This window comes from Microcoleus sp. S13_C5 (assembly GCF_036700845.1).
GTDB lineage: Bacteria > Cyanobacteriota > Cyanobacteriia > Cyanobacteriales > Microcoleaceae > Microcoleus.
On the sequence record NZ_JAUBPR010000125.1, the window covers coordinates 1 to 18006 of the forward strand.

At 46.3% G+C, this 18006-nt stretch carries 13 protein-coding genes and 3 pseudogenes; 11 read left to right on the forward strand and 5 right to left on the reverse strand.

Annotated features, from left to right (window positions below):
- Nucleotides 1–539, reverse strand: a pseudogene (locus QUA04_RS24100) (photosystem II D2 protein (photosystem q(a) protein)); the annotation flags it as partial.
- A 203-nt stretch (nucleotides 540–742) separates the two neighbouring features.
- Here QUA04_RS24100 and QUA04_RS24105 point away from each other — a divergent pair.
- The 7 genes from QUA04_RS24105 to QUA04_RS24135 all read left to right on the forward strand — a co-directional run bounded on the left by QUA04_RS24105 (nucleotide 743) and on the right by QUA04_RS24135 (nucleotide 9633).
- Nucleotides 743–1309 (forward strand): photosystem I assembly protein Ycf4, encoded by a 567-nt coding sequence (locus tag QUA04_RS24105; RefSeq protein ID WP_333102535.1) that lies wholly within the window; start codon nucleotides 743–745, stop codon nucleotides 1307–1309.
- A gap of 316 nt (nucleotides 1310–1625) precedes the next feature.
- A complete protein-coding gene (locus QUA04_RS24110; RefSeq protein WP_333261736.1) occupies nucleotides 1626–2408 on the forward strand; it encodes a peptidylprolyl isomerase in 783 nt (260 codons plus the stop codon).
- Nucleotides 2409–2657: 249 nt separating this feature from the next.
- Entirely contained in the window at nucleotides 2658–3887 is a 1230-nt protein-coding gene (locus QUA04_RS24115) for a beta-ketoacyl-ACP synthase (RefSeq protein ID WP_333261738.1), read from the forward strand.
- Between the two features lie 337 nt (nucleotides 3888–4224).
- Nucleotides 4225–5334 carry a HAMP domain-containing sensor histidine kinase gene (locus tag QUA04_RS24120; protein WP_333261741.1) on the forward strand — a complete coding sequence of 370 codons (1110 nt, stop codon included), beginning with the start codon at nucleotides 4225–4227 and terminating at the stop codon, nucleotides 5332–5334.
- Between the two features lie 186 nt (nucleotides 5335–5520).
- Entirely contained in the window at nucleotides 5521–7398 is a 1878-nt protein-coding gene (mutL, locus tag QUA04_RS24125; protein ID WP_333261744.1) for a DNA mismatch repair endonuclease MutL, read from the forward strand.
- A gap of 399 nt (nucleotides 7399–7797) precedes the next feature.
- Complete coding sequence (locus QUA04_RS24130) at nucleotides 7798–8622, forward strand: transglutaminase family protein (protein ID WP_333261747.1); 825 nt, start codon at nucleotides 7798–7800, stop codon at nucleotides 8620–8622.
- Between the two features lie 324 nt (nucleotides 8623–8946).
- Nucleotides 8947–9633: an alpha/beta hydrolase gene (locus QUA04_RS24135; RefSeq protein ID WP_333261750.1), complete on the forward strand. Its 687-nt coding sequence runs from the start codon at nucleotides 8947–8949 to the stop codon at nucleotides 9631–9633.
- A 154-nt stretch (nucleotides 9634–9787) separates the two neighbouring features.
- Here the strand turns inward: QUA04_RS24135 and QUA04_RS24140 are convergent, their stop codons facing one another.
- Nucleotides 9788–10252: an SRPBCC family protein gene (locus QUA04_RS24140; protein ID WP_333261753.1), complete on the reverse strand. Its 465-nt coding sequence runs from the start codon at nucleotides 10250–10252 to the stop codon at nucleotides 9788–9790.
- A 148-nt stretch (nucleotides 10253–10400) separates the two neighbouring features.
- Here QUA04_RS24140 and QUA04_RS24145 point away from each other — a divergent pair, with 148 nt between their 5' ends.
- The 3 genes from QUA04_RS24145 to QUA04_RS24155 all read left to right on the forward strand — a co-directional run bounded on the left by QUA04_RS24145 (nucleotide 10401) and on the right by QUA04_RS24155 (nucleotide 14170).
- Nucleotides 10401–11588: a transposase gene (locus QUA04_RS24145; protein ID WP_333261756.1), complete on the forward strand. Its 1188-nt coding sequence runs from the start codon at nucleotides 10401–10403 to the stop codon at nucleotides 11586–11588.
- 115 nt (nucleotides 11589–11703) lie between these two features.
- On the forward strand, nucleotides 11704–13380 hold the full coding sequence (locus QUA04_RS24150) for a mechanosensitive ion channel (RefSeq protein WP_333261759.1): 1677 nt from the start codon (nucleotides 11704–11706) through the stop codon (nucleotides 13378–13380).
- A gap of 511 nt (nucleotides 13381–13891) precedes the next feature.
- On the forward strand, nucleotides 13892–14170 hold the full coding sequence (locus QUA04_RS24155; RefSeq protein WP_333261771.1) for a hypothetical protein: 279 nt from the start codon (nucleotides 13892–13894) through the stop codon (nucleotides 14168–14170).
- Here QUA04_RS24155 and QUA04_RS24160 read toward each other — a convergent pair.
- Both QUA04_RS24160 and QUA04_RS24165 read right to left on the reverse strand, forming a co-directional pair.
- Nucleotides 14142–14337, reverse strand: a pseudogene (locus tag QUA04_RS24160) (IS4 family transposase); the annotation flags it as partial. The gene QUA04_RS24155 and the pseudogene QUA04_RS24160 sit on opposite strands and share 29 nt — an antisense overlap.
- Nucleotides 14338–14557: 220 nt before the next feature.
- On the reverse strand, nucleotides 14558–16468 hold the full coding sequence (locus QUA04_RS24165; RefSeq protein ID WP_333261763.1) for an ABC transporter ATP-binding protein: 1911 nt from the start codon (nucleotides 16466–16468) through the stop codon (nucleotides 14558–14560).
- 428 nt (nucleotides 16469–16896) lie between these two features.
- On the opposite strand from QUA04_RS24165, the gene QUA04_RS24170 reads away from it, so the two are divergent.
- The gene (locus QUA04_RS24170) at nucleotides 16897–17133 is read left to right on the forward strand and encodes a hypothetical protein (RefSeq protein WP_333261765.1); all 237 of its coding nucleotides are present in this window, start codon (nucleotides 16897–16899) and stop codon (nucleotides 17131–17133) included.
- A gap of 166 nt (nucleotides 17134–17299) precedes the next feature.
- Here QUA04_RS24170 and QUA04_RS24175 read toward each other — a convergent pair.
- Nucleotides 17300–17809 (reverse strand): annotated as a pseudogene (locus QUA04_RS24175) (transposase family protein); the annotation flags it as partial.
- Between the last annotated feature and the right edge of the window lie 197 nt (nucleotides 17810–18006).

Here is an 18006-nt window from a genome sequence, read left to right on the forward strand (position 1 = left end):
CGGAAAATTGCTGCGACGCCGAAACTGGGGGCGAAGAACCAGCCTGATTGACCCAAGGGGTAAAGCAGGAACACCGACACAAACACGGCGATGGGGCCGGTGAATGCTAGGGCGTTGTAGGGACGAATGCCTACCAAACGGGCGATTTCAATCTGACGCAGGCAAAAGCCGATCAGTGCGAAGGCGCCGTGGAGGGCGACGAATGTCCACAGCCCACCGAGTTGGAACCAGCGGGTGAAGTCCCACTGTGCTTCGGGACCCCACAGGAATAGCAGGGAGTGTCCGAGGCTGTTGGCTGGGGTGGAGACTGCGACGGTGAGGAAGTTGGCTCCTTCGAGGTAGGAGCTTGCCAAACCGTGGGTGTACCAGGATGTGACGAAGGTGGTGCCTGTTAACCAGCCACCGATGGCTAGGTAGGCGCAGGGGAATAGCAGGATGCCAGACCAGCCTACGAAGACGAAGCGATCGCGTTTGAGCCAGTCGTCGAGGACATCAAATATGCCTCTTTCGGTCTGGGCGCGTCCGACTGCGATTGTCATTGCGGTAAAATCCTTTTGCTTGTTAAAAGACCAAGGTTTCTAATTAAAGTTAACATAACTATATATTAGAAGTTCAGAATTTTTCAACATAATTAGCAGGAGTTGATACACAATCCCCACGCCCTAGTCGCGATCTCGTCAGCGAAGCGTGACGCTCGGTGGGCTAATTGAATTAAGATTTGGCTTTAAGGCTGTTTAATTTTATGACTGCAAAAACAATGACCTCGATCGATCCTGTCCTGCGCTACCCGGTTTTGGGCTCCCGCCGCTTCAGCAATTACTGGTGGGCGACGGTGGTCAGCATTGGAGGGACTGGTTTCCTGCTGTCGGGCATTTCCAGCTACTTGCACGTTAACCTGCTGCCTTTTGCTGACCCGACTCAGCTTGTTTTTATCCCCCAAGGCATTGCGATGGGTTTCTATGGTGTCTGTGGGGTGCTGTTGGCGCTCTACCTGTGGCTGACTATTCTCTGGGATGTCGGTGGCGGTTACAACGAGTTCGATCGACAAACTGGTAACATTCGGATCTTTCGCTGGGGTTTTCCCGGCAAAAACCGCAAAGTTGATTTTAATTGCAAGACATCGGAGGTGCAATCTGTGCGGGTAGACATTAAAGAAGGTCTCAATCCCCGCCGCAGTATTTATCTTAAGCTCAAAGACCGCCGTCAGTTTCCCCTGACTAGAGTCGGACAGCCTATTGCTTTGTCTGAAGTGGAAAATCAAGCGGCCGAATTGGCTCGGTTTTTGCAAGTTCCCCTAGAAGGACTTTAGGGATTTTCGATTTGCGATTTTAGATTTTAGATTGGTAATGTCTCGTAGGGTGCGCTTGACCGTGCACCTTACCTACCTGGTAAGTGAAAAAGATCGATCTGCGAGTAAGCCCGTTACCAATTTTTGAATCTATCAATTAACAATACTTGGGATAGTTTTTGATTCCCAACCGTAGAATAAGGGTTTCAAGGCTCCAAGGCAAGTTCGCTACCAAAGCAAAATCGCGGGTTTCAGACTAGGAACTAAAAACCGTCCGGACTATTGAATTAAAATCTTTAGTTGCAAAGTCCGTAATTGACTCAAAGTGAAAATACAAATGCAAATGCAAATCAAAATTCAGCGGTGGTTGTTCTCACTTTTAATAATTGGTGCGTTGTTTGTTGGGGGATGCGGTAGTTCCCCGGCTGCAAACTCAACTCCGACACCGAATCCGGCGGGTGAAAGCATTTCTTTGTCTCCGTCTCCGTCTCCTGCTGCTGTAGCGGCGAGTTCGCAATTTAGCAATTTGCCACGATTGGAAGGAAAAGCAACGGTGGTGATGACGGTTAAAGGTGCTCCAATTACGATCGAACTCGACGGCACAAATGCGCCAATTACTGCGGGCAATTTTGTTGATTTGGTTCAGAAAGGAGTCTACGACGGGCTGGTATTTCACCGAGTCGTGCGGGAACCTCAGCCTTTTGTAGTTCAGGGCGGCGACCCCCAGGGCAAAGATCCTAAGTTCCCTACAGCGCGACTGGGAACTGGCGGTTTTATTGACCCGAAAACTTCAGCAGAACGCAGGATTCCTCTGGAAATTAAAGCTAAAGGTGCTGCCAATCCGACTTACAGCGCGACGCTAGAAGAAGCTGGGGTTAAGGAGAAACCCGTGTTGATGCACAGTCGCGGGGCTGTTGCTATGGCTCGATCGCAGAGTCCTGATTCGGCTTCTTCTCAGTTTTACTTTACTTTGACGGATGTACCGTTTTTGGACGGTAGCTATGCAGTGTTTGGGTACGTGAAGCAAGGCATGGATGTGGTTGATAAGATTGAAGCGGGCGATCGCATTGATAAGGCTACTATTACTCAGGGTTTGGAAAATTTTAAGCCTGTTCAGTAGTCAATAGTCCGTCGTCACTCGTCATATCAATTCCGGTTGCACGAGCGAGATGATAGTTGACTGTTGACTGTTGAGTCGAAAAACTGACTGATTGTTGAGTGTTGACTGTTGACTCGATTTTATAATTCCGATGCAACCGGAAACGATATCAATCCTTGGTCGTTGGTTAGTAGTTAATAATTAATTCCAATCATAAATAACTAATGACTAATGACTAATGACTAAAAATTTGGGAATCTGAGGGCAGATGTGGATGTTGTTGTTACGGGAATTGGCCTGGTTTCTGCTTTAGGTTCTCTGGATTGTAGCTGGAAAAGATTGTTGTCTGTGGAATCAGGAATTCGGCAACATCAACCTTTTATAGAACTTGAACGGCGACCTTTGGCTTTAATTGGCACAAAACCGGCCGATTTAATAACTTTAATTCGACAGGTTTTAACAGATGCTGTGCAAGATGCTAATTTGACTTTGCCTTTGCCCGATTGCGGGATTGCGATCGGTTCTAGCCGTGGCTTCCAGGCAAATTTGGAACTGTTGGCAAGCGAAGGAAGTTCGGCAACGGATTCTGTAACGGATGTAACGGATGGAAGAAAGACCGAATTTGGAAGACCGAATTTGGAAGAAGGAAGAGGGGAGAAGGAAGAGGGAAGGGAATTACCGATTATCAATTCTCAATTTGTGCATTTTTTGCCTCACATGGGGGCGATCGCAGCGGCGAGGGCAATTGGTTCGACGGGGCCGGTATTGGCACCGATGGCTGCTTGTGCGACGGGCCTACAGTCGATCGCCCGCGCTGTTGATTTAATCCGCACTGGTGAGTGTCAGCGAGCGATCGCAGGTGCTGTGGAAGCGCCTATCACACCGCTGACTATGGCTGGATTTAGCCGGATGGGTGCTTTGGCAAACAATGGCTGCTATCCCTTTGATGAAAATCGGGAAGGCTTTGTTCTCGGTGAAGGCGGGGCTTTATTTGTATTAGAATCTGCCGAGTTGGCAAGGCGTCGTGGCGCTAAAATTTACGGTCGAGTTTCCGGTTTTGGCTTGACAAATGATGCTTGCCATGCTAATGCGCCGGATATCGGGGGGAAAAGTGCGATCGCGGCGGTAAATCAATGTTTGAAACGCAGCAATTTAGCGGCGATTGATATAGATTTTATTCATGCTCACGGTACTGCAACTAAGTTAAATGACCGACACGAAGCACTGTTAATTGAGAAGTTATTTCAGCAAGGAGTTGCTGTTAGTTCGACTAAGGGAGCTACGGGTCATACTTTGGGAGCTTCGGGAGCTTTGGGCGCGGCTTTTTGTTTGATGAGTATTAAATATCAGATGTTGTTCCCTTGCGTTGGAATGAAAAAACCGGGGTTTGAATTAGATTTTGTTCGCTGTGCGCGATCGGCTATTGTCAGAAATGCGGTTTGTTTAAGTTTTGGCTTTGGTGGGCAGAATGCTGCGATCGTTTTATCGGGCGATCGTTAATTTTTGTAAACTCGGTCGATCGACATTTAAATTACACGATCTCTCTACAGTTAAAATCTTCTGAGGTAGCCAGAAGACCCGCCCGCAGATCGAATTTAAACCTCAAAAATAGTACAATATTTATGTATTTTAGTCAATTAACTGAGAATTTGGGTGACATTACTGCTGCTGCTGTCCTAGCCTGGCTCTGCATCCCGACGCTGATCCTTGCATCCAAGCCTGGGAGGTCAGAAAATAGAAGCAGATTAAAGCAGTATTGTATTTGATTAACGCACCGAGCCCAATCGGCGAAAATAGAAGAAAGAAAGTGTTTAAATTAAGTCTCAGGTATTTTAACATGGATCTGGCATCTCATCGATTTATGTCTTATTTTGAACCAGAGCAAGCTGCTCACCTTTGCCAAATAGCTGTTTTGGAGAGTTTTGCTGAGGAAACGCTGGTTTTTGAAGAAGGAGAAACAGCCGATTTTTTCTATCTAGTTTTAGAAGGTCAAGTTCAGTTTAGTAAGCGAATTGAAAACAATAAATATCAAACTGTTGCTGTCGCTAAGCCAGACGATTATTTTGGCGAACTCGGAGTTTTAGACGGAGAGCCTCGCAGTGCTAGAGCTGTGGCAGTTGCAGGATCGACTTTGGCCAAAATAGCCCGTGAAGAACTAATAACAACTCTTCAGTTTGCTAAAGGCAGTTCGGTACTGCAAATGTTTAGTTTCATTACTAAAAATTTACGTGATACCACGGATCAATATGTTAGCCAGTTGGTACACAAACAAAAAATGGTATTGGTAGGAGAAATGGTGAGTACAATTATTCACGATTTCAAAAGTCCTTTTACCGGAATTAAACTCTCTAGTGAAATGCTTAAAGAAATGCACCCAGATGAGGAAACTCAGGAGTGGTGTGAACTTATTCAATTGCAGGTTCATCGAATGTTGGGGATGGCTGAAGAAGTATTAGAATTTTCGCGCGGTAATTCTGTATTACATAAAAAACCAGTTAATCTAATTCAGACGTTGCAGCAGTTTGAAAAGTTGAACAGAGTTTATTGTGAAGCAGCAAAAGTAGATTTAGCAGTACGGGTGACAGAAGTAATAGTGGAAGCGGATGAAAATAAGATTTTGCGCGTTTTACAAAATTTAGTTGGGAATGCTGTTGAGGCTTTTGGCGGCAGAGGGGGTCGGGTGGAGATTGCGGTGACACAAAGTGAGGAGTGGGCAGAAATTAGCATTTACGATAACGGCCCCGGCATTCCACCGACAATTAAGGAAAAGTTATTTGAACCGTTTGTGACTTATGGCAAGCGGACTGGTACTGGCTTAGGAACGGCAATTGTTAAGTCGATCGTTGAGGCTCACAAAGGGAAAATTACTTATGAGTCAGAGGACGGAAAAGGCACAACTTTTTACATCCGCTTGCCGAGAAGCATGGCTTTAGCAGATCAAAATTAAGTAGGTTGGAAGATATATACTTAGGACTTTCTCACTAAGCCTCAGAGACTTGGTTGATGAATAGATATTTTGTTGTCAAACAATATTTTTGTTTCTAATAAACCGGGTTGAAGAGCGTAAGTCCTAATACTGTGTAGCGATTTGCAGAATCAAGTAGAATTGAATTAACGAACTGCTAAAAATCTAATGCCAGTTACTATTCAAACCTTACCCACAGAAGTTATCAATTTAATTGCCGCTGGCGAAGTGATTGACTCGATCGCCGCTGCGGTACGAGAATTAGTTGAAAATTCTCTGGATGCTGGCGCAACTCGCATCGTTGTTTCTGTTTGGCCTGAACAGTGGCGGGTGCAAGTTGCAGATAATGGTACAGGAATGGATCTGGAAAATTTGCAGCAGGCGGCTTCGCCTCACAGTACGAGCAAAATTACCACTGAAGCTGACCTTTACAAAATTGCTACTTTGGGATTTCGCGGGGAAGCTTTGCATAGTTTAGCTCAGTTGGGCTGTTTGGAGGTTTTGAGCCGATCGAATGATTTGGGATTGGGGGATTTTTCGGAAAATCGAGAGTCGGCACAAACCCCCGCCAAATCATCCTTTAACAAGGAGGGAATTGAAAATGCTCGATCGGGCTGGCGGGTGGTTTACAATAACGTGGGCGTTGCTGTGGAGGTGGAAACAGCGGCGATCGCTCCGGGTACGGTGGTGACTGTTGATAATTTATTTGGCAATTGGCCTGTGCGCCGCAGTTTTTTGTCGCCCGCACAGCAAATGCGATCGATCCAATTAACTCTTCAGCAAATTGCTATTTGTCACCCGCACGTTAATTGGCAGTTGCGTCAAGGAAACACGCCTTGTTTGCACGTAACTCCTGGTAGCACAGCGGAACAACTTTTACCTCAATTCGTGCGCGGTGTGCGAGCGAGTGATTTGCAGTATTTAAAGTTAGATTTGCCTGCGAGTCCTCAAAATCAGAAAGCAGCCAATTTATTGGTAGAAACTCAACTTGTTGGCGCTACAGTTAAACCTAATTACCAATTCCCACTTGCTACTTCCCAATTCCAAATTCCCACTTCCCAGTTTTTAGAATTAGTAATTGGTTTGCCCGATCGCTGTCACCGCAGGCGGCCGGATTGGGTGAAAGTTGGGGTTAATCGGCGAGTTGTGCGATCGCCAGAATTAGAGCAAACTATTCTCAGCGCCTTTGCCCGCACTTGTCCGCGCGATCGCTATCCCGTGTGTTTTGTCCATCTGCAAATCTCCCCTTCGGAAATCGACTGGAACCGCCACCCGGCTAAGGTAGAAATTTATCTGCATGATCCGAGTTTTTGGCAAGAACAAGTTAGCGCGGCAATTGCTCGTGCTTTGCATTTGAACGATGAAGTTTTGCCGCCTGCCCCAATTCCCGATCGAGTGGGACAATTGCTGAAGGCATCGGAACAAAAAAGTGCTTACAGTGTCGGGATTTCGGCTAGGCAGAATGATGAAGGCGGCGAACAGGAAAAATCTAATAAAATAGGATTGATGGAATTGAGGGCAATCGCTCAAGTCCACAATACTTACATTGTTGCCGAACATTCCAGCGGAATGTGGTTGATAGAACAGCACATAGCTCACGAGCGCGTTTTGTACGAGCAATTGTGCGCGGCTTGGCAGCTAAAATGTCTAGAAAAACCAGTGATTCTCAGTCAATTATGTGCGCTACAAATTGAGAATTTATCCCGCTTGGGTTTGGAAGTAGAAAGTTTTGGCGAACAGCTATGGGCCGCCCGCGAAGTTCCTGAATTGTTAGCAGAGCGAGATGACTGTGCGGATGCGCTTTTTGAACTCAGTAAAGTCGCAGATTTACAAGCGGCTCAAGTTGCGACTGCTTGCCGTAGCGCTATGCGAAACGGTACTCCTTTGAGTCTTTCGCAAATGCAAAATTTGTTGGATGAATGGCAGCAAACTCGCAATCCGCGCACTTGTCCTCACGGCCGCCCTATCTATTTTGCTTTGGAAGAATCGACTCTGGCTCGGATTTTTCGCCGCAGTTGGGTGATTGGTAAAAGTCACGGGATTTGAAAGTTGATTTGACATCCGATGGCGTTCACCTCAGTCTGGCTAGATAGAAAAAATATCGTGAAGCTTTATTAAAAATAGGGGCTGATTTAGAGTAAAAAACTTAGAATATATTACAATTTAAATAATCCACTGTTTTTAATATCTTTGGGGCAACAGGCAAGATGCCTGTTTCACAATAAAAAATGCCTGTCTTACCAGAAAAACTTTAATTATACTACAAAAAGCTGCAACAGGCATCTTGCCTGTTGCACAAGAAAAAGTACCTGCTTTACCATCAAAAAGGTTAATTATACTACAAAAAATGCCAATTTACCCGAATAATCTTTGTTGTGGAACAGGCATCTTGGATGTTCATGATATTAGTCCAATAAGTAAATTAAAAATACATCAATAATAAATATGGATTTTCCGATCGCCCGACAACTCTTTTATCGAGAAATAAATCAGCCTGATGGCTCGATCGACCTGGCGAAAGCTGCTCTTTATATGGCTTTGGAAGAATACCCAAATTTAGAGACAGAGGAATATCTCAACGCTCTCGACACGATCGCAGATGAAGTGCGCGATCGCCTGCCGGCACAGAATTATCCGCTGCGGATTATTCAAACTATTAACGGCTATTTATACGGGGAGTTGCAGTTTGCGGGCAATGATGTTGATTATTACGACCCGCGCAATAGTTTTTTGAATGAAGTGATCGATCGGCGTACTGGTATTCCGATCTCTTTATCTTTGGTTTATTTGGAGGTTGCTAAGCGCATTGATTTTCCGATGGTGGGAATTGGAATGCCGGGACATTTTTTAATTAGACCAGATTTTGAAGATGCTGGTATTTTTGTTGATGCGTTTAACGGGGGGGAGATATTGTTTCCTGAAGATTGTCAAGCCAGACTTTCTCAAATTTATGGTCAACCTATGGAGTTGCAGCCGAGTTTTCTTGCGCCGGTAAGTCGCCGACATTTATTGGGGCGAATGCTGGGAAATCTGAAGGCGATTTACTTGCAACAGGGAGATGCTGTGAGGGTACTCTTGGCGATCGAACGGATTTTGCTGCTGTTTCCCGATGCGCTGGGGGAACGGCGCGATCGCGGAATTCTCTATTATCAACTGGGACGCTTGGTAGAAGCGCGCCACGATTTGGAACTATACCTCAGAAATGCTCCGAATGCTCCTGATGCTGCTAGAATTCGCCAATTGGTCGATCGGCTCGATCGGGATCTTTGAACTTAAATTCGCTATATGTCGCACAGCACACTATAAGACATATTCAAGTGACACTCAATAAAATGCTGCCTGACGACCACATTTCGCTTTTATCATTTTTGCAAAGGTATCGAAAATTGTCAAAAAGCTAAGTATAACATATTAATTGTCACTTAACACATATCTTTTGATAGGTTAAATTTGCTTGACTTGACTGTAAAATCATAGGTCATTTACGGAAATCCCGATTCGACTTTCCCGACTGATATCCGCACTGATACCCCCACTGATATCCGCACAGACGAGCGATCTAAAAAGTATTTTGACGTAAAGAGGTACAAACTCATGAACTTTCAGTTTCAACAAGGTTATCTCAACGGAATGCAACCACTGTCAGCCCATTTAACCAAAAGAATGTCAAAGTCTTTATCATTAGGTTTGGCGCTTTTGCTGGGAACAAGTGCAGTATTCCTAAGCAGCGGCAAAGCCTTTGCATTAGATAATGTTACCGTAAAATACGGTGCTGTTGACGTAACATTACCGATGAGCGACTTACAAAGCTTTGCACAAACCGGCAAAGCATCATCTCAACTGCAAAGCGTTCTGAGTCTTGCGAAACAAACTCCCGAGTCGATGCGCGAAATATTAACGCGAGAAGTGCCTTTAGATTCCCAATTAATAGCGCGGCTAGCAAGCACTTATTTTGGGGAAATTGTTTTCAAACAATTGGGGGAGGTTGCTTATGCGCCGACTGCTAGGCTTCAAAGCGTGTCCGCACTGCGCGATGCTTTAGTCGCAGCTTCCAAAGATGGCAAAATATCGCTGATTGAAGTGATGCAAAATTACAGCCCTGCTGCCTTAGAAGTTGACGGCAATCAAGCGATGGTTATCTACGAGCGAGTGATTAAAGATGTCCAAGATTTGCAAGCTTTGTATCAGAATTCCCCGGCTTTGCAAAATACGGCTAACCAAGCCGTGAATTCGGCGAGACAAATGATTTGTCAGCCCAATCCATCTGGAAGTGCGAAGTAAATAACTGAACTTGGAGGGAATGGGGAATTGGGAATTGGTAATTGGTGCTTTTTTTCCTATTAGCTAATAGCTGAAAGCTATTAGCAATTACTCATGATTCATTACCAATTCTTCGGCTACGCGAGGGTAAAAGTTCCCAATTACCCATTATCCATTACCCCTTACCCATTCTTTGAGATAGTTGCTCCGCTACCCGCTTGAGTCGGCGGAGTTGGTCTTTCATATCCTTTTCTGTCCAAGGGGCTGCAAAGCGATTGAAACCAAATCTAATTAAACGATTAGGAATTTGAAATTCAAAGCGGTTAATCAAGAGAGTTCCTTGGATTTGGGGCTGGCATTCCCAACGATCGCATCCTTTGAAAAATCCGTCAAACCCCCAAACAATTAAACCTGGTTGTCGCTCCAACACCACACTCTCTAAAGAGGGTTGCAAAACGGGAATTTTTATGATAAATAAGCTGCGACTTCCGACAGCAGTATCCCATTCGCCCTCGGGATCGCAACGCAGTAGGGGATTGAGCCACTTGTGCATTAAAGTGCGATCGACTATACAGCGCTCCACCAGAGTAGCAGCAGCGTGAATTTCAATGGATTGCTCGAAAACTTGACGAATTGACATGAGAACCTGCAACAACGAGGGTATTACAAAACTTTGCTTACTTTAATAGTCCTTTATTTACTTGTACCGTCAATTATTCCAGAAATTAAAAGATTGACACACTCATAAATACAGTGTATCATCTTGAATTAAAGTATATATACCGATTATGCAGTTAGTCGAAAGGCACGTCATTAAACCAAATCATAGGTTTTATAGAGAAGCCGATCGACTATTTTTGCTGTGCAAAAATCTTTACAATAGCGCTAACTACATCTACCGTCAAAACTTTTTCGCTAGCCAACCAACAAATGCTCTGGCTGTTTATCACGCGCTCAAAACAAGTCCTGATTACACAGCACTGCGGGTAAAGGTAGCACAAACTACGCTAGGCTTAGTCCTCAAAGCATGGACTAGCTATTATCTGGTGGTGCGAAACTATCAGGAAGACCCAACTAAATTTAAAGCAGCACCGAAAATCCCTCATTATAAAAGTTCAAGAGATATAAAAAGAGACGACGGACGCTATGTAGTTGTATTTAATTGTCAAGCTGCCAGTAAAAGAGCCTTAAAAAAAGGATATGCTCGCCCCTCTGGGACTAATATTTGGTTGCCCTCAAAAGTCACCTCGATTAGAGAAATCCGGATTGTTCCCAAAGTAGGTGGTTATGTTGTCGAGGTGCTCTATAAAAAGTTAGAACAGCCTTTACAAGTTAATCAGAGAGTAGCTGTCATAGATTTAGGATTAAACAATCTGGCAACATTAACCTACAATGTTCCTGGGTTAGTACCGACAATCTACGACGGACGGGCTGTTAAGTCAACAAACCAATACTGCAGTCAAGTTTCATCGGCATTGAAATCATCGCTGCCCGTAGCGCAAAAAACCAGTAAAAAACTCGCCAAATTGTGGCACAAGGATAACTGTAAAGTGGATTACTACCTCCACACGACGAGTTCCGTAAGTATTAAAGAACTCGTTAATCATCAAATTGGCGGGCTGGCTATAGGCTGGAACCATGATTTTAAAGAGGGGATTAATACTGGTAAGGTTAATAATCAAAATTTTGCCTGTATTCCCCATTGCCAGTTCGTGCAAATGTTGCAGTACAAAGGACAACTTGTGGGAATTAAAGTTGTGTTAGTTGAGGAGAGTTACACCTCCAAATGTTCAGCTTTGGATTGGGAACCAATTCAACAACATTCCGACTACATTGGCAGTAGGCTAAAAACAGGATTGTTCAGAACCAAAACTGGACGCTTCATCAATGCCGATGTAAACGGTTTTTTGAATATTGGCCCAAAAGCAGTCGGAGATGGGTTTATCCCTAATTTCGATAGAGGGTTTTGTAGTTAACCCAGTACGATTAAAAGTGTACAAACATTAAATTTAGGCGATGTCTAGGTTTGGTGGAACTATTATTAAAGTTTCGTCTTCTCCCTGTCAAATCTGACGTTAACCTGAGAAAAAAATGAATGAAACTTGGCAAGAAATAACTCAACCGATATCGGGCCCCATAGCGGCTTTGTCCGATCGCATTTTGGCACAGGCCCAGCCCGGGAATGCCCTGACAGATGCGGAACGCGGAATTAACAATTTCCTTCAGGGCTCAAACATTGAAAATCTCCTGTGGGCCGTCGGTATCCTGCTCATTGGCTTGATAGTATCAGCCCTCGTCTCATCTGTAGTGGGGGGATTGCTCAAGAAGACTACGCTCGACAATCGGCTGGCTGCTTGGATTACAGGCCGCCCAGAAGGAGCGGGAGCCCCGCAAGTGGAAAAATCGATTTCCGCAGCGGTGTTCTGGATCATTTTTGTCTTTTTCCTAATTGCCTTTTTCAACCGGCTGAATCTAACGGCTGTCTCGCAACCCCTCAATACTTTTCTCAATCAAATTACCGGTTTCTTGCCGAAGTTAGCCGGCGCGCTAATTTGGTTGGGGATTGCTTGGGTGTTAGCAACTGTCGCCAAAATGGCCGTATCGCGGGCGATGCGGGCTTTTAGCGTGGACGAGCGCTTGAATCAGGAAGTGGGCGCAGCGCCCACTGAGCGCCCTTTGCTGCTGAGCGATACTGTGGCGAATGCGCTGTACTGGTTCATTTTTCTGCTGTTTTTGCCGCTGATTCTCGACTCGCTGGAAATGCAGCAGGCTCTACTGCCCGTTAATAATTTGCTCAACCAAATTCTGGCGGCCATTCCGAAAATTCTGGAAGCTGTGCTGATTGGGTTTGTCGGCTGGCTGCTGGCTATGGTGGTGCGACGGATTGTCACGAATCTGTTGGCTGCTGCTGGGGCGGACAGTTTGGGCGCTCGGTTTGGAATTTCGCGGACTTCGGGCGGACAATCGCTGTCGTGGATTGTCGGGACGATCGTCTATGTTTTAATTTTGATTCCAACGGCGATCGCAGCTCTGAACGCTTTGGACATTCAGGCGATTTCGCAGCCGGCAATCGCGATGCTCAACGACATTTTGGGCGCGGTTCCTAAAATCTTCACGGCAGCGCTGATTCTGGCGGTTGCTTACATTTTGGGACGCTGGGTAAGCGATTTGGTTACTAATATCCTGACCGGAATTGGCTTTAACAATGTCTTTTCTTGGTTGGGAGTGCAGCCACCGAAACAGTCGCTGAGGCTACCGCCAAGTTCGATCGATCCCGACGCAACGATTCTTCAGGAACCGGAACTTCCGGCCCGCACGCCTTCTGAGTTTGTCGGCATTGTGGTGCAGGTGGGCATCATGCTGTTTGCTGTGGTGGCGGCTACCGATGTGCTGCGGATTCCCGCACTGACGGCGATTGTTAGCGGTATTGTCCTGGTTGCAGGTCGGGTGCTGGCCGGTTTGGTGGTATTTGCGATCGGCTTGTATTTGGCGAATCTGGCGTTTAGTTTGATTGCCAGTTCTGGAACTCGTCAAGCGCGGCTTTTGGGCCAAACGGCTCGGATCGCGATTATTGCCTTTGTTTCGGCTTTGGCGCTGCAACAGATGGGCATTGGCAGCGATATTGTCAATTTGGCTTTCGGGCTGCTGCTTGGGGCGATCGCAGTTGGCATTGCTCTAGCTTTTGGTTTGGGCGGGCGCGAGATTGCGGCCGACCAAATTCGCGAATGGTTAGCGTCGTTTAAACAAGATAAGACGCCGCGTTTGTAAGTCTATAAAATGGCGTTTGTACTTGACAAACGCCATTTTTTTATGATTAATTTCATTGTGAGGGTCGCGACATTGGTGACAACTTAAGCACAAGTTCCCCTCTCCGGGAGGAACTTCTGGCTTGCCTCCTGGCCGGGGCGTGTAAGGTAATCTGGTTTGTAAGGTGTGATTCTGGAAACTCTATGGTAAAACGACGTACAATCAATCCAGACCATATTCGCGATCGGAACGTACCAGCTCGCCTCAACTGAAGCCATAGCAGCCACATTGCAAGAATTGCTATCGCCTTTAGTTTATAACCAAGTAGGTTACTAAGCTGTTTAGCATTTAAACTGCGTATTTCAGAGCCTGAAACCCAATACTTGCTTACATAGCCTCTGAGATTTAAATGCTGAACAGCTTAGTAACCTAGTTGGGATTAAGGTCGCGGATACTGGGTTTACCTTTGATGATGGCTGGTGTATTAACCTTACTATGGCGACAAGTACCGTCAGTACGGGAAGTCAGCCGAATGTTACTTCGAGAAGATGTGCTCTGGTGTCAGGCAGTACAGGTATCCCAACAAGCATTATCCAAAAGATTTGTGGAGTCTCGCGCAGAATTGTTTGAACGGGTGATGATGGAATTACTGCCACAGTTGCATACTAGGTGGTTGTCGGGACAGCAACGAAAGTTACCTGTCAGCTTGAGTTTGGCACGGCGACATTTTCAACAAATTTGGGTGGTGGACGGCTCAACATTAGAAGCAATTTTTCGGAAACTCTCCCCAAGATGCGGGTTAGCTCCCTGACTCCTGCCACATCCCGCCACAGTAGAGTCAGCAGTGCTGCGACCATCAGGGGTAGATTCAGTATCCGCTCTCTCAACCCCAATGGGGGGTAGTAATTTTCACAGGAAGGTAATGGCGGGCGTGACCAAGGCTTCCAGTTGGGCGACCATCGCGTCATCTTCGACCATCGGATCTTGGCTCTTATGGGCATGGTCTCTATTTGTATTTCGGCTTTGGCTCATGGGGACTCACTGTGCCTTAATGACTTGTCTTGTCAAAGTTTCACACGTTTTCTCTCGCTTGAGAAAGTCCCCTTTGACAAACCCTATATCTCCTTAACTGGTCACCAATGGTCAACGCCTGGTGATTGAAGCAAAGAAATAAGAATAAGTTTGCTATATCGTCCCCCTACTCTATGCAGGGTTTCTGTGTAAGTCCTGTTGATTTTACTGGGTCATAGCCCAACATTCGGTAATATAACCCCTGCTGGGTAAGGAGTTCGGAATGAGTGCCAGACTCCTTAATCTCGCCCTCTTGCATCACAAAAATCAGATCGCAGTCTACAGCAGTTTCGAGTCGGTGCGTGACCAAGATGATGGTTCTGTTGCGACGTAGACGTTGCAGAGTCTCTAATACCCACTGCTCGTGCTTCAAGTCCAGCGCATTCGTGGGTTCGTCGAGGATGAGTATGGGAGCCTTAGTGACGAGCGCTCGTGCGATAGCTAGGCGCTGTCGCTGTCCGCCCGAGAGGTTTTGACCGCCCTCAGCGATCAAGGTATCATACTGCTCCGGCAAGGTTTCGATGAACTCGGCAGCCCCGGATTCGACCGCCGCGTCCCGAATATCGGAGAGCAGAGCGTCCGGGCGACCGTAGGCAATATTCTCTGCGATCGTTCCGGGGAATAGTGGGCTGCCTTGCGAGACGAGCGCCATGTGCTTGCGAACATCGGCAATCTTAAGGGTGCGGAGGTCGAAGCCGTCGAGGAGGATGCTGCCCGATGTCGGGTCATAGAAGCGGGGCAAAAGATTGAGTAGCGTACTCTTTCCCGTTCCGCTAGGACCCAAAAACGCCACCATCTGACCCGGCTCGATACTAGCACTGATGTTCCGTAAGACGGGTTGCCCAGAGTTGTACTCGAAGCTCACGTCGGCAAGTGTTAGTGTGCGGGGATAAACGGGAAGCGAGCGCGCATCAGGCTCATCTTTTATGGCAGGCGGCTCGTCAATAATCGTAAATACGCGATCGCATGAAGCTACAAACGTCTGTATCTTAGTAGTGAACCCCAACACCCAACCTATCGGGTCCCAGAACTGCCCCAGGTACGCCATGAATACGAGCAGATCGCCAATGGTCACGCCGCTCTGCACCGGACGCAAGAACTGGTCGCGATAGACTAGATATCCGCCGTAGCCTAAGATTACCCCGCTTCCCAGGGCAAAGACTACCTGAACCGCTAGCGGATAGAGGTTTTCTTGCCAATTGAGTCGCATGGATGCCTTGACGCTGCGTTCGACCGCCTGCCCGAAGCGCCGCGATTCCGTTGCTTCTCGACCGAACGACTGGATTAGTCCAATCAAATCTATAGCTTGCTGCATGGTTGAGGTCATGACCGCATCGGTCTGCTTCGACTCAAGGGCTCGACTCCTAATCCTTCCCTCGAAGTACCAATTCGCCAGTATTAAAAGCGGAGTGAACGAAAGTGCAAACACGGTGAGAAGGACGTGGCGCGACAGCATGATCCAGATCATCGCCGTCAGCGTTACCGATGCGGCAGTGGAGCCGATGAGCGTATCGATCACCCCCCAGGGCCCGAGGCTGTCGTAGCTCAACCGATAGATTGCGTCACCCTGCGATCGCGAACCGTGCCAGCCGAGGCTCAGCGCCTGCATTTTGTCGTAGAGTTCGGTGCGAACGCGCAAGGTTCCGTTGTACTGGATGCGGTAGTTCAACATCCTACGAAGCATGAAGACGGTCTCACTCAGGATTCTGATCATCATCGCGACGAACGCCATTCCGAAAATTCGGTTCAGCGTGCTTTCACCGAACGGAGCAAGAAACAGCGTATGAATCCAGTTGGATTTCGGAGTTGGTGACAAAACCGTATCGACTAGAATCGCTATCGGCCAGGCGTTGAGAAGGTTGAAAAGCACCGATGCTCCGATCAAAAGCAAGAGCGTAACGATCAGCCATAAGTCTTTGCGGAAGTAGGAAATGGAGCGCAGCACGATCCGCACCAACCAATGTTGGTTAATTAACGGCATCACCATTTTTGGTGAATTCTTCTGGCTCTTCAAACGTGCTTTGAATGGAAAATTCATGGATGTGCTGGATGCCTCTAAGTAAGACAATGCACCAATTAGAAAGTTTCACCCCAGTCAGAGAAGCCAGAAATTAACTTTGGGTTTTAACCTTTGTTGTCAAGCAGGGCAGATGGAATGTGAGATTATTCGACTGGTGCAAGATTTAAGTATAGTTTCGTTGTTTTTGATAGCTAAATAGAAAGCGATCTCGCTTTGCTTCAGACTGATGTGATGCGTAAGCGTTGCTTTCCCGAAAGCGATCACAAAGTTGAAATAGTCTCAACTTTTCTAGCGGAACTTTCCCCTTGTGGTCGATCGCATCCAAGCAAAACCCCTATTAGTCGGGCAATAGGGCTCATGCCCTCGCCCAATAGATGACTACAATATTAGGAAACCTTCCGTAAATCCAAAGTTCTCTGCGTTGCAAAGCAGCCGGCATCGTCAGCTTGTCGAAACTAACTGAAACCCGACGCAATTTAGGCTACACTCGATTTTTAGCGATTGTCGATAAATTTAAATTTGTTATTAACGTCCAAAAACTTGGAGCTGGAACACCCTCAGAAGAAAATTTTGTTGAAGCTTTCCGTTTTGCGGGAGTGGATGGCTTAACCACAACAACCATCGGCCCTGAATCAGAAGCATTCAACTACTCCTCATTCTCGAAGAACGACGAGGGACGGTAGTCGTTGACACCTATGCCCTTCTACGTAATAAGCTAACACACATAAAAACAGGTGTGCAAGCACCACCATTCGTTGTATCGCTAGCAACAACACCCACAGCATCACTAATAGGGGAAACACCACCCACACAACCAACAAAGGAAACTACATTGCCAACAGCAACACCACCTGGGCCGGAAGCATCTGCACCAGACCCTATACCCATCCAATCAAAGGAGCCTAGAGGCTTGGCTTTCAAGTATTCTTTCGCTGCATCTTTCAACATCCTTTCTATTTCTTCTGTTGTCACTACTCCTTTTTTGGCTACGCTGTGGATATCGTTCTCTAACACTTCTTGAATTATTTTCCTGGCTAGCCGTTTCGTATAGCTTCTTCTTTTTCTGACAAACTCTAACTCTTCACTAAATGGCTTGCCACATTTTTCACATTTAAACTGTCGTCTGTTAATCTCTAAAAATACGAAGTTCTCTCCCCACGGTAAATCTTTGACGCTAGTTCGATGATTTTGATGTAATCTATGGCTTTTTGTCCCACAGCGGGGACAGCTACTTTCCTTTCCAATTTGTTCGAGCTGTAAAATAATTCCAATCCCTTCATGCTGGCGATGTGAGATTACTTTTATTCCCTCTATATTCAACAGCTTTGTTAAAAACTTTATCTCATTTTTCGTTCTCATGGCTGTTAAATCCACCTCACCCCTCTAGCTTTGGCTTATATTTAATAATAAATGAGCTGACTCTGTCAACCCTAGTAATGACTCTACCCAATATTTTGCATATTTTGCTAGCTTCATTTGTCGTAGAAGTTCACGGGGTTAGCGTGGCACAAGAGAAGGAGGAATCCGACCAGAACGAGTACTCAAGACAGATTCAG